The 13,224-nt window shown below is 44.4% G+C and carries 9 protein-coding genes; 1 reads left to right on the top strand and 8 read right to left on the bottom strand.

The features are described from left to right. Positions 1-54 precede the first annotated feature (54 nt). Genes T359_RS0115515 through T359_RS0115535 form a run of 5 tightly spaced genes read right to left on the bottom strand, consistent with a single transcriptional unit; the run spans position 55 to position 8,561 of the window. A complete protein-coding gene (locus T359_RS0115515; protein WP_026518260.1) occupies positions 55-2,985 on the bottom strand; it encodes an insulinase family protein in 2,931 nt (976 codons plus the stop codon). 42 nt (positions 2,986-3,027) lie between these two features. Beyond that, a complete protein-coding gene (locus T359_RS22860) occupies positions 3,028-4,863 on the bottom strand; it encodes a hypothetical protein (RefSeq protein ID WP_026518261.1) in 1,836 nt (611 codons plus the stop codon). A gap of 48 nt (positions 4,864-4,911) precedes the next feature. After that, positions 4,912-5,649, bottom strand: coding sequence for a YebC/PmpR family DNA-binding transcriptional regulator (locus T359_RS0115525; protein WP_026518262.1), 738 nt, complete (start codon positions 5,647-5,649; stop codon positions 4,912-4,914). Between the two features lie 35 nt (positions 5,650-5,684). Beyond that, positions 5,685-7,043 (bottom strand): hemolysin family protein, encoded by a 1,359-nt coding sequence (locus T359_RS0115530; RefSeq protein WP_026518263.1) that lies wholly within the window; start codon positions 7,041-7,043, stop codon positions 5,685-5,687. Positions 7,044-7,103: 60 nt separating this feature from the next. Further along, positions 7,104-8,561 (bottom strand): RyR domain-containing protein, encoded by a 1,458-nt coding sequence (locus T359_RS0115535; RefSeq protein ID WP_026518264.1) that lies wholly within the window; start codon positions 8,559-8,561, stop codon positions 7,104-7,106. Between the two features lie 156 nt (positions 8,562-8,717). On the opposite strand from T359_RS0115535, the gene T359_RS0115540 reads away from it, so the two are divergent. After that, positions 8,718-9,734: a hypothetical protein gene (locus T359_RS0115540; protein WP_026518265.1), complete on the top strand. Its 1,017-nt coding sequence runs from the start codon at positions 8,718-8,720 to the stop codon at positions 9,732-9,734. A gap of 15 nt (positions 9,735-9,749) precedes the next feature. Here T359_RS0115540 and alr read toward each other — a convergent pair whose 3' ends face one another. Genes alr through T359_RS0115555 form a run of 3 tightly spaced genes read right to left on the bottom strand, consistent with a single transcriptional unit; the run spans position 9,750 to position 13,207 of the window. Further along, a complete protein-coding gene (gene alr, locus T359_RS20715) occupies positions 9,750-10,904 on the bottom strand; it encodes an alanine racemase (RefSeq protein WP_035784718.1) in 1,155 nt (384 codons plus the stop codon). Positions 10,905-10,928: 24 nt separating this feature from the next. Continuing rightward, positions 10,929-12,485 (bottom strand): NAD(P)H-hydrate dehydratase, encoded by a 1,557-nt coding sequence (locus tag T359_RS0115550; RefSeq protein ID WP_026518266.1) that lies wholly within the window; start codon positions 12,483-12,485, stop codon positions 10,929-10,931. Positions 12,486-12,544: 59 nt separating this feature from the next. Further along, positions 12,545-13,207 (bottom strand): hypothetical protein, encoded by a 663-nt coding sequence (locus T359_RS0115555; RefSeq protein ID WP_026518267.1) that lies wholly within the window; start codon positions 13,205-13,207, stop codon positions 12,545-12,547. Positions 13,208-13,224 lie beyond the last annotated feature (17 nt).

The raw sequence follows: 13,224 nt of genomic DNA on the forward strand, positions 1-13,224 counted from the left end.
TATACTGTATACATTTATGACTGACAAAATGTTGCAAGTCCCCACAAAAATTTTTTATTTATTTACAAGCTGACCTATATTGTCAAAAAGTGATTCGCTTTCCTGAATCTTCTCAGAGGTTCCTATAACGCAGATACAGCCGTCTTCCATGAAGGCATCCACATAGTCAGCCATCTTGCGTATGGACTCCTTGGTTGTGGCAAGAAGCTCATCTCTGTTTCTCTGGATGTTTTCCATCTTTGCATTGCAAAGATATGCTGTTAAGCCGTAGGTTCCCTTTCCTGAAGGAGTCTTGGGAGTATCCAGATCTGAAATGGCTCCGATCACATACTGAAGAACCACTCTGTCATCTGCATCAAATTCCCTCAGATACTCAGAAGCCTTCTCAAATACATCAACACTGTTCTGAAGATTGGGATCTCTGTATGTCACAAAAGCAGAGTCGCCGTTCTTGGCATAGCTGCTCATACAGCCGTAGGCGCCGCCCAGAACACGAATGTTTCTCCAAAGGTAGTCATAACCCATCATGACCTTGAGAACCCTGAGTGTACCGTTGTACTTAAGTCCCTTGGAGGCAAAGTTACCGGCGCGGCATACATACTGAACCTGTCCGGCAGTCTTGAAGGCCTCGTTCTTTTTAACAGGAACAAGTACAAGGCTTCCCTTATTATATTCAGAGGTGAAAAGAGACTCTGCAAATTTCCTGCTCTCCTGTGGAACGTTTACATACTCAGCCTCTGTTCCGGTAATATCCACAAGAAGATTTTCCGGTCTGAAAATTGACTTTGCAAGACTCTCAAGCTTTTCCGCAAGAGCCCTGGCTCCCTCATCAGTCTCGATCTCCTTGTTCAGCTTTTCAAGGTGCTTGAAGTATCCGATTCCGCTGATACCGTCGGAAATCATTGCGGCAGGTGAAACATAGGACATAGCTCTTACCGCAGCAGACTGATGGCCCGCAGATGCAAGGTCAGACTGCATTCTGGCATATTGCTCCCCAACTATCTCTCTGAGTCTCTTGTAATCATAATACTTGGAGCTTGTAACGATCTCTTTTATCAGCTCAAAGGCCTTGGAAAGATTCTCATGGAGAACCTTGACGTTTATTTCGAATTCTGTCTCAAATCTTGTGACTTCTGAGGAATCGGTATAAGTTCCGATGGATCCGCCTATTCCTCCGGTATGGATGTTGATCTCGTTATACAGATCTCCGTAGGTATAGCTCTCAGTATCCAGCATTCCCAGAACCTTCTTAAGGGTAGATGCATAGGGAATGTCACTGGCGTCAATATTCTTAAGATCAAAAAGGAAGCTCACATAATCAATTCCATGGGTAAATACATTATGGAAAAGAATCTTAACTCCGTCTTCCTCTCTGAGCTCATAGATAAACTGCTCTGCATTTTTACGAAGATCTTCTCTCCTTAAAAGAGGTATCTTCTTAAGGTCCTCAGGGTCATCGGGGCTTTCCTGATACTCCTTGAGGGCTCTGGTGTCCTCTACGATCTTTTTGATCTCCTGATCAGAAAGAGATTCCTTGTATTTCTTGAGGCTCTGTCTGAGTTCCTCATCCTTTTTCTCTGTGAGGCCTCTTTCAGGCTCAAGAAGAAGAACTGTTCTGTGATCATTATCAAGAAGGTATTTCTGAATAAGGTCCTCGAAATAGCGGCCCTGCGCTTCCTTCTTAAGTTCAGCGAAGGTCTCGTTGGCCTCTACATTGATCCATGGGCTTGCATCGTCATAGAGCCAGCTGTCAAGAACCTGAAGTCCGTAGAGAAGTCCCTTTGGATATCTTCCGAAATCCGCTTCTCTGTATTTGAACTCATCAAAATTGAGTCCCGCAAGAAGAGACTTCTTCTCGATACCGTCTGTAGTCTGCTGGGTGAGCACCTCTCTTATGGTATTAACAAATTCATCCTTCTGGGATGCATCTGCATTCTTGGCAATAATGGAGAAAACAGGCTGCTTGATGCCGTTATCGTATTCGCTGTAAACATCCTGGCCGATTCCCTTTTCGATAAGAGCCTTCTTAATAGGAGCTCCCGGTGCTGAACAAAGAGCATAATCCAGAATATCGAAGGCCACATAGAGCTTTTTGTCCAGGGTGTCCTTCAGAACGCAGTTATAGGAGAGATAAGTGTTCTTCTCAAGGCTCTCCTCCTGCATGATAGGATAAGGCTTGTGGATTTCCTTGGGAGCCTCAAAGGCTGCCTGCATAGGAATGTCGGAATCCACCTTCAGATAATCGAAGGCAGATAGATACTCTCTGTCGATATAATCCAGTTTCTCAGCCATATCCATATTTCCATAGAGGTAAATATAGCTGTTGGAAGGATGATAATATTTCCTGTGGAAATCAAGATATTCATCATAGGTAAGATCTGTAATAAAGTCAGGGTCTCCGCCGGACTCTTTACCATAGGTTGTGTCAGGGAAAAGTGAGCACTGGATCTCTCTTGAGAGCACATCCTCAGCTGATGAAAAAGCACCCTTCATCTCATTGTACACAACGCCGTTGATAGTGATGTCGGAGTTCTCATCCTCCATCTCGTAGTGCCAGCCTTCCTGCTTGAAGATCTTGTCTGTTTTATAGATATTCGGATAGAACACCGCATCCAGATAGACATGCATGAGGTTCTGAAAATCGGTATCATTGCAGCTTGCAATAGGATAAACCGTCTTATCCGGGAAAGTCATGGCATTTAAAAAGGTATTGAGAGATCCCTTTACCAGTTCTACAAAAGGGTCCTTGATAGGGAACTCTTTGGAGCCGCAAAGAACAGTATGCTCTATGATATGGGCTACTCCCGTTGAGTTCTTGGGAGGAGTTCTGAATCCGATGGAGAACACCTTGTTCTCATCATCATTGGATAAAAGGGCAACTCTGGCCTTTGTCTTTTTATGGCTAAGGATATAGCTGTCAGAATTGAGATCTTCAATTCTGCGCTTTTCAACTATCTCGTAAGCTGATAAATCCTCTATCTTCATTTATAATTTTCCTTCCGTCGTTTTTATTTGTTCTGTCAAAAATCAAAGATCAAAATCATCGCCCTCTTTAAAGGCAATATCAAAATCATCTTTTCTTTCAGAATAAGTCTTTCTCTTCTTCGCCCTCTTCTTTTCCTCTTCAGCCTTGAGAGCGTCGTTGATTGCTTTCCTGTTAAGGGAAATTGTACCTTCAAACTTGGGCATCTTCATGCGAGGCTCCCTCTCCCTTGGAGTCTCGTCATCATCATCCACAGGAACCACCATACCCTCAGGGATATATCTGGGTTCGCTCTTCTTAGGTGCAGGCTTAGGTTCCGGTTTGGGCTCGGGTTTTGGTTCCGGCTTAGGCTCAGGCTTTGGTTCCGGTTTAAGCTCGGGCTTAGGCTCAGGCTTAGTTTCCGGTTTAGGCTCAGGCTTACGCTCGGGCTCAGGCTTCGGTTCAGGTTCAGGCTCCGGCTCAGTCTCCTGCTCGGGTTCTTCCTCAGTCACAGGCTCTTCCTCAACCACAGATTCAACCCCATATACAGGTCTGCGAGGCACATCCGGTTCAACAACATGAGCTATGCCGCTCTGCTCAGAAGCAGAAAGAGTTTCTTCTTCCTCATATTCTTCATCATCAAAGTCCTCAGCATTTCTGAGCACTCTGTCAGAAGAAAGGCAAATAAGCGCTGCCACACAGGACAGGATAAATGCATAGTAGATAGTCACCAGCATCTGGTCATTCATTCTGGTGGCTCCCATGAAGGGAACTGTGGCAAATACGATGATAAGGGACAAAAGCCAGGGTGAAACCTGCTCAACCACCTTGTTTCTCCAAAATCCCACTATCACTCCGGACATAACAACTAATGTGATAAGATAGATCAGCTTGTAGTCAGTATAGGTCCAGAACATGCTGAAGGTATTGAGATTGTGGAAATAATAGGTCGTCCATTTTACAAGGGTCACATCCCCCTGCATAAAACCGGCTTCCTGGATTATCATTGCACCAAAGGTAAGCACTGCTCCCAGAAGCAAAAGTAACAGTCTGATGATCTCGGCCTTAAGCTCGCTGTCATAAATAAACAGAGCGGCAAAAAGGAGGGGCAGGATCATGATAAAGGTTCCTGCATCAACATAGGTCATAAAACCTATAACTACGCCCACAATCAGATACCAGATAACCCACAGGCCTGATCCATAGGCTTTTTTTGCAACACCCTTAAGATAAAAAGCGGTGATAAGCAGTTCTATTCCAAAAAGAGCTAAAAACAGGTATTCCGTCGAAAGTTTCAGGAACCTGGTATTGTCGGAAAAAAGAGGCATAAAAGAAGTATATGCCGCAAAAACCAATGAGGCTGTCTTTCCAAGAAGCATTCTTACAGCCAAAGAAGCGCAAATAATGAAAACAGTAAAAAGGAAAATCTCAAAGAAAAATGCTACGAAAATCTTATTCCCGGTAAATAAAAGAACAAAGCCAAGAAGCTTGGAATAAATGATTGATAACAGGTCTGACTCAAGAATCTTCACTCCATGTACTACAGCATTATCATAAAGCGACATCTTACCTGTGGGAATACCGGTGTTTCGGGCAACAAGATCCGCTCTGTAGTATACACCGGCTGCAATAACTGCTATGAGGAGAATTCCGTAGAGGACCTTGAATCCGGTCTTTTTCGATAATTCTTCCACATTCAGCATGTCACAAATCCTTCCCAAAAGGAAGGTCAGTACCCCCATGATCAGTACCGAAAGCGCCGTAAAGCCGCCTACATATAACAGGATATTATCAGACGGAAAAAGTCCCGAAAAGTAACTACAGCTCGCTATCATAACCACATCAAAAAGAAGAAAAATACAGAAGATGCATATTGCCGGCCACTTGCGTCTCAGTTTCATTTCAGGACTCCCCCACGTCGTTAGTTTTTATTTACTTATAATTCAAAATTATTCTTCAGGCTCATCCCAGTTGTGGTAAACAGCCTGTACATCATCATCCTCGTCAAGAAGATCGAGAATTCTTGTAAGATACTTAACAGTCTCAGGATCTGTAACAGATACATAGTTCTGAGGGATCATTGTAACTTCTGCAGAAGCTGTCTCGATACCCTCTTTGCCAAGAGCCTCAACTACAGGCTGGAAGTTCTCAGGAGATGTAAGGATCTCGTAGGAATCCTCTTCCTCATTGAAATCATCAGCGCCTGCATCGAGAACAAGCATCATAAGATCATCGGAAGCCATCTTGCACTCTTCCTTGTCGATGAGGATCTGTCCCTTGTTATCAAACATGTAAGATACGCAGCCGGGAGTACCAACGTTACCGTTACCCTTGGTAAATGCGCTCTTAACGTTAGCTGCAGTTCTGTTGGAGTTATCTGTAAGTGCCTCAACAATGATAGCTGTTCCGCCAGGGCCATATCCTTCGTAAGTAATGCTCTTGTAATCTACTGCTCCGTCAGCGCCGGAAGCCTTCTTGATACCACGCTCGATGGTGTCGTTAGGCATATTGTTAGCCTTAGCCTTAGCGATTACTGTTGCAAGTTTGAAGTTGTTGGCAGGGTTTGGTCCGCCTTCCTTAACTGCAACCGCGATTTCCTTTCCGATAATGGTAAAGATCTTACCCTTTGCCGCATCATTCTTTTCTTTCTTGTGCTTGATGTTAGCAAACTTTGAATGTCCTGACATAAAACCTATTCCTTTCACTTATATAAATTAAAAAATTATTTTGCTATCGCAAGTTCACGGTCCTCTTCTGCCGCCTCCTCAGGAAGCTTGTTAACCAAAACATCCTGAACCATGTGGTTCTTAACAGAAAGAATCTTGAAACTATAGCCTTCAACATTGACGGTAAAGTCTACATCTTCCTCAGGGATCCTGTCAAGTCTTGATATCATATATCCGTTGAGGGTTTCGAACTCGGTCTCACCAAAGGAGAGGTCGAACCTCTTCTCAAGGACCTCTATAGGGGTCTTACCGTCCACAATATACTCACCTGAATTTTTGGTGGGCTTGATATAATTCACATCTTCGTCGTACTCATCAAGAATGTTACCTACGATCTCCTCCAGAATATCCTCCATGGAAACAAGTCCCGCTGTCTGGCCGTATTCATCGATGATGATGACCATCTGAGTCTTGGTGGACTGCATACCATGGAACAGAGAATCGATATTTCTCGTTTCCGGAACAAACTTCGGCTGACGCAAAAGGCCTTTTATCTTCCTGATGGGAAGCTCTGCGTCTGTCTCATCCGACAGCTTCTTCATGGCGTCCCTTATGTGCATGATACCGATGATATGATCGATATCATCAAGATAAACAGGGAATCTGGAATTATTGGTATTCATCATGAAGTTCACGGCTTCTTTAAGGCTCATGTTGGCATCGATAGCCACCATGTTGTTTCTGTTGGTCATGATATCCTGAGCCTCCTTGTCGGAAAACTCGAAGATATTGGTGATCATATCAGCCTCAGCTTCCTGAAGCACGCCCTGCTCCTGACCCTCGGAAACCATAGACTTGATTTCTTCCTCAGTTACATCCGACAGATTGTCATCACCTCTTACACCGAAAATGTATAAAATAGCGGCTGACAACATGTTGGTCAGATAAACAAAAGGAATGCAAAGAGTCTCCATAAAGCTCACAGGATAAAAGCAGGAATAAGCCCATTTCTCAGGATTGCCCTTGGCAAGTCTCCTGGGAATAATGACTCCAAAGCACATGATAAAAAGCGCCACCAGCAGTCCGATTCCGAAAAAGATAAGACTGTATGCGGTTTCGCCGTGTTCTATTCCCATGGCTGCGGAAATCATATCTGTGAAGCCATAAGTAACAATACCACCAAGGAACATGTTTGAAACAATAGATAAAAACTGTATGCTCTTTACGTGGTATGAATCATTTTTCAGAAGTTCCAACAGCTTTTTGCTGATCCCGTCCTTCTGCTCCGCGGCTCTTTTTTCAACATCCTCCTGACTTATCCGGAGAAAAGCTGAAGTAAAGCCCTGAATAAGAATATCAATTAAAAGAACCAGACAAAAAGCGAAAATACTGACAGAAGGCAAGCCTTCGTCCATAATCAAATCCTCCTGTTAACTATATAAACAAAAATGCGCAAAACATCAAATTAAACTATATCACATTTTTCCATTTGATAAAAGTAGGCGTGATATCTCTTCCTTGATGCGGGCATCATAGATGCCATCCTTCTCCCTTTCACTTACGGGGATCTCATCATAATCCACCAGCATGGGATGGTGTCTCTTCTCATTATCCCTGACTTTGTCATAGGTCCAGTGGTTGATGAAGTAGAAACGGCACCATCTGATATGCTCCAGCCTCCAGGCCACCTCGCTGTCCTCTGCCAGTTCCCCGTCCTCTGCCAGTTTTTGCTCGATCCAGTAATGATCGGCTCTGGCCACGTTGGAGTCCATATAAAAGCCGCTGAGCTTCTTCCACTCTTCCTCCATCTCCTGCCTGAAATTATCGGGAGCCTGCCTTCCGGCATACCTGAGGCAATAGTCGTAATTAAACAGTTTGCCCAGGGTATAGAGTGTCTCACCCTTAACGTTGTCCTCTGTAAGAACCTCTTTGATATCTCCGAAGGTAAGAAGTCTGTCTGAAAGATACAGATCACTGAAGTCCGTAAGAAACTCTGAATAGCAGTGGATCTCCGCCTCAGGATTGATATAAAGGAGCCTTTGAAGGGCCTCTACAGTATGCTCCTTGATGGTGTAGATGATCCTGTCCATTCCTGCGACTATGTCTATGTCCTCATCCCAGTTACCATCATGCACAATGATTCTGTCATTGTTCATGGTGTCCAGGCTTCTCACAAAGATCTTTTCAAACTCATCACAGCCCCAGAGGTGATACTCGATGTTCTGATCCGGGGCAAAAATATTATTAAGAAAGCCGTATTTAAAAATGGCAATACCCACCTGATCATAGCCGATAATGGCTATCTTCAGAGCCTGTTTTCTCTTGTCATAGAGATTGTTGTCCTTCCAGTAAGTTCTGGCCAGAAGATCATAGATATTAAAGAAATGAAGAGACGCCTCCTCATCATCGGCAGCCTCGAGAAGTGTTGAATCCACCTGCTGCATCAGCATATAGACATTTTTGTTCTTAAGCTTTTTCTCATGTTTGGTATAAAAACTCAGATTGTTGATATCATCGGAAAACATAAGAATGTGGTTGTTCACCCTCTCAGCCCTCTCGGTGTTCCCCACCAGGTAACCATGCCTTATGGTACCAAGCAGCTCTTTCCCCCACTCATTGTCCGAATAAACCACAGTGGCATCCTTATGTAACCTGATAAACATATGCCCCACTCTCTTGGTGGCATATCTGACAACACTTAAAATGATACCGGCCACTACTATAACAGAAGTGATCTCGGCAAAAACAATATAGGGATTCTCTGTATCCACCACGGGATTTACAAAATAAAGTGCCACAGCGGCATACACAGTCTCCCAAAAGCCCATGCCACCTATAACTCTGTATCCGATAAATCCGCTTATAAAGGGAATCACCGCCGCCACATAGGACAGCCAGAAGAATCTCTCCCTAAGCTTTCTAAAAGTATTCATATGTTAATTTCCCCATCGGATGTATATTAAACTAACTAAAATACAGATATAACCTCATACACATTATCATTATCCCGTCACTATTTGCAAGCACTTATTACATGGGATAAAATGGAAAAAGTGAGTATCTAAAATAATACGTAAACGGGGAGTGAAATGGTTTCAATTATCACTATGACCGCCAATGCACTGGGGGGACTTTTTGTAGGTGCATTAAAGGCGTTCTTTTCTTTAATATCCTGGTTTTTAAAGCATTTTTTCAATGGCCTGAAGCTGTTCTTCTGTATGCTTCCGGTGACTGCAACAGCTTTTGCAGCCCTTTTTATCATAAACATTGTACTTTTGCTGACAGGCACCTTTAGCATCTCTTCTTCCGAATATCTGCCGCAGGAAGGCGTGGAGGAAGCCAACAGGCTTTTGGAAAACGGCAGCTTCAACACTTCCAAAATATTCACCGAACTCTTTAGCTGGTGGAATGAGACCGTATATATTTATCATGGAAATGTGGCATATATCTTTCTGATGATCCTGACTGTACTTATGTTTCTTCCGGTGGTCAGCGTTCTTCTTTGTATTTCTGTGTTTGCATCCTTCGGTATGGTGCTTTTTTTAGCAGCATGCATTGATGCAGGAATATATGTTGTCAGGGCAGTCCTGGGCAAATCCCTTGTTCAGCAGGTTCAGAACAGGTATTTTATGTTGTTTCGGGAGGCAGGCAAAAAGCATGATGAAAAGACCTACGAGAAGTGGCTTCGCCGTCACCATGATGCCTTCGCCAATGATGAATATGATCCCTATCCGCAAAAAAGCCGTCGCGATGCCTTCTATGAAGATGATGAGGAGGAATATTACGAGGACGATTACTACGAAGATGATGAGTATGAGGATGAATTAGAGGACGGATATGAGGACGAAGAATTCCTTGAGGATAACGAGTATGACGCCTATGAAGACAACTATGATTACAGGCAAAAAAGTCAGTCTCCTCCTCCGGTAAAAAGCTCAACCGCCTTTGATTTCTTCGCCGGCTGTAATTCCAGAGAAAGTCTTGATCGAAAGTATAAATCCCTTGTAAAGCTCTACCATCCCGACAATATGGACGGTGACACCTCTGCTCTTCAGGAGATCAACGTTCAATATGACAAAGCGAAAAAAAGCGGCAGATTCGATTGATCTGCCGCTTTTAATTTATACATATATTCTCGGAACTCTTTTATTGATATCACAGGTAAGTTCGTAGTTGAATCTTCCGCTGAGTTCTCCCAGGAATTCTGCGGTGATCTCCTCACCGCTCTTTTTATCCCTGCCAAGAAGGACTACTTCATCTCCTTCCTTCACATCAGGGATATCAGTGACATCCACCATAAACTGATCCATGCAGACACGGCCTAAAATATTGGCACGTTTTCCGTCTATCAGAACATATCCTTTACCGGAGAGGCTTCGTGGATAGCCGTCGCCGTAACCCACTGGTATTGTGGCGATCCTGGTGGTCTTATCCGTCACAAAGGTTCCGCCGTAGCTGACAGGTGTTCCTGCGGGAACCTCTTTTATCATGACTATGTGACTTATAAGCTCCATTGTGGGCTTAAGGTCAATTATGTTCTTTGGGACTTCCTCAGATGGCCACATTCCGTAAACCGTAACTCCGGCTCTGACCATGTCCATGCTGGACTCCGGAACAGCTATTATACTGGCGGAGTTGGCACAATGCTTGATAGGAATCTTTATCTCAAGCTCCTTTTCAGTGTTGCCTACAAAATCAGCAAATACCTTTTCTCTTTCCTTAACATTGGAAAGATCCTTTTCATCAGCCCTGGCGAAATGAGTAAACACACCCTCTACAGCGATTCCGGGAAGTTCTGTCACCTCGCGGATAAAATCTGTTCCCTTCTCATCGGGAGTTATGCCTATTCTGCTCATGCCGGTATCCACAGCGATATGGATTGGGGCAGGCTCCTTGAGCTCACCGCTTTCCAACATAGCCTTGGCACATTCCGAGAGCTCTTTTGCCATATCCTCTCTGAAAACAGTGGGTCTTATGCCCTGCAGGAGCATTCTCCTGTGAGAATACGGAAATGTATATCCCAGTATGAGAATAGGCTTTTTTATCCCTGCGTCACGAAGTTCAAAGGCTTCCTCAGCTGTAGCTGTGGCATATCCCCAGATGTAATCTACTTTCTCCAGCATCTCTGCAATGGGAACAGCTCCGTGTCCGTAGGCATCTGTCTTGATGACCGCCATCATTTTGGTGCCTTCAGGAATATTATTCTTCATTGAATCCAGATTGAATCTGACTGCTCCCAGATCTATCTTTGCATATACTCTGGAATATTCTTCCAACATGTTAAAAACCACCTTTATATCTTAGTCTAAAATACCTGACAACTCGTTTGTAATATCAGAAGCTGCCATGAAATGTCTGCCAAGTCTGGCTGCCGCCGCATCTCCGCACAGTCCGTGCAGATAACAGGAAAAACATGCCGCTTCAAAGCTGCTCTGCTTCTCACCCACAAAGGCTGCCATGATACCGGCCAGAACATCTCCGCTGCCGGCAGTTGCCATTCCGTCATTGCCGCTGACATTTATATATATCTTGTCCTCGTAGCCGTCGGCAATTATGGTTCTTGCATCCTTGCAGACCACTGTGCAATGAAGCTGCTTGGAAAGCTTCCTGGGATAATCCAGTATATTCAGCTTGCAATCCTTGACATCTTTGCCATAGAGCCTTGCAAATTCCGCAAGATGAGGCGTCAGGATAAGCCTTTTTCCCTCGGTGGCGTAATTGGCCGCCAGATCTCTAAGCTTTTTGTCCTCTGCAACAATGTTAAGAGCATCTGCATCCATGACAAGATTCTTATCATAGCTCTTTAAAACATTTCTTACAAGCTTTTTGCCGCTGTTTCCTGTACCGATTCCCGGTCCGATAAGGGCCTGGGTTGACCATTCAAAAGCCTTCTCAAGCCTTGAGGAAAAGTTATCATCTTCCTCATAGACATCAAGTATTGCTTCCGGCAAAAGAGTCTTGATGGTCTGGGCATTGGCACTGGAAGTGAAGACCCTGATCATGCCTGCACCGCTCCTAAGAGCCGCCGTAGCGCTCAGAACGCAGGCGCCGCTTATCTCCTGTGAACCGGCTATAATAAGCACCTTGCCGTTACTGCCCTTATTTGAGTCACTCTTTCTTATGGGCATAAGCCTCTTGATATCTTCATCATAGTAAAAGGCATCAGGCTCTTTTCCCAAAAAGCTCTCTCCGGTTATACCGGCATCCTCCACATAGAGCTGTCCGGTATATTCACATCCGGGATAAAGAAGCTGTCCAACTTTGACCTGATTAAAAGTCACGGTGGCATCTGCCTTCACCGCAGCCTGGCATACCTGGCCATTGTCGGCATTGACTCCGGAGGGCATATCCACGGATACCACAAAAAGATCATTCTTGCGGGCTGCCTTCTGCTGGTTGATAAAGCTCACAGCCTCCTTGTAATCTCCGGATACAGGCCTTGATAAGCCTATTCCGAACATCGCATCTACTATGATATCCCATTGAATAAGGTTTTTGTTGTCTCTTATATGGGAAAAAGTGTCGGTGAAGACCTTATATTTTTCAAGGATCCTAAGCTGCTTCAGCAGTAGCTCCGAACACCTGGTGTAGTCCCCAAGAACGCAGACATGAACGCGGTAACCTCTCTGAAGAAGAAGTCTTGCGGTGCAGACACCGTCCCCTCCATTATTTCCGACTCCGCAAAAAACAAGACAGTTCAGAGCCCTGTTGGCATTTCTGGTCTTTTTCCAGTCATCTATCCTGTCGCAGATTTTAAGTGAAGCTCTTTCCATAAGGATGGCACTGTCAATGCCGAAATACTCAGAGGTATTCCTGTCGCAAATCTTCATCTCACTGCTGCTTACTGCGTATTTCATAGAATCCTCCCTGTGGCGTTTCTACAAACATAAAGGCTGCCAAAACGGCAGCCCTGTTATCATTCTACATATTCATTTTCATTTCCGGCAAGAGGGCGCCTTATTGGATGTCTTCTGTCCGGATCATACTTCATATCAAAAATCTCTATAACCTCCGGTCCAAAGATCTGATGCATGTAGGAATAGAGATTGTAGTTCTCCATCTCCGATTCCTGAAGTCTGATGATGTTCTTCTTGAGTTCGACTCTCACCTTGGAGATCCACTCGTCCATAGCCTTGATATAATCCGTATTCTCATGAAGTCTCTCGTAGCACACCTTCATGGTCTCTATCATAAGCTTATAGTCTATATCATAGATCTCTCTGGAAAGATCCAAAAGCTCATCATTATGACTGTCGAGCCTGTCATTACACTCATTGATAAGACGGGTCCTGTCCTGGATCTCCTTCTCTATCTGAGGAGAATTGCCGGCCTTGGTGGCCTGATCTCTCAAGGGAACAATCTCACCAAGAAGCTTCTTTTTGAGCTTCTTGATATCCTTGGTCTCCGTACGGATCTTGCCATCCCGCTCAACCAGTGCATTCAGTTCGTCCGCGAGCTGTTCTATCTCGGGCGTCATCTCTGTCTGTGTAAAAAGCTGGTGCCACTTATTATCCAGTGTCAGAATGGGAATACTCTTCCCCTCCAGCGCAGACATGTACACTTCGTCATTTCTAGCCATCAGTGTCTCTTTCCGGT

This window comes from Butyrivibrio sp. MC2021 (assembly GCF_000621605.1).
Lineage (GTDB): Bacteria > Bacillota > Clostridia > Lachnospirales > Lachnospiraceae > Butyrivibrio.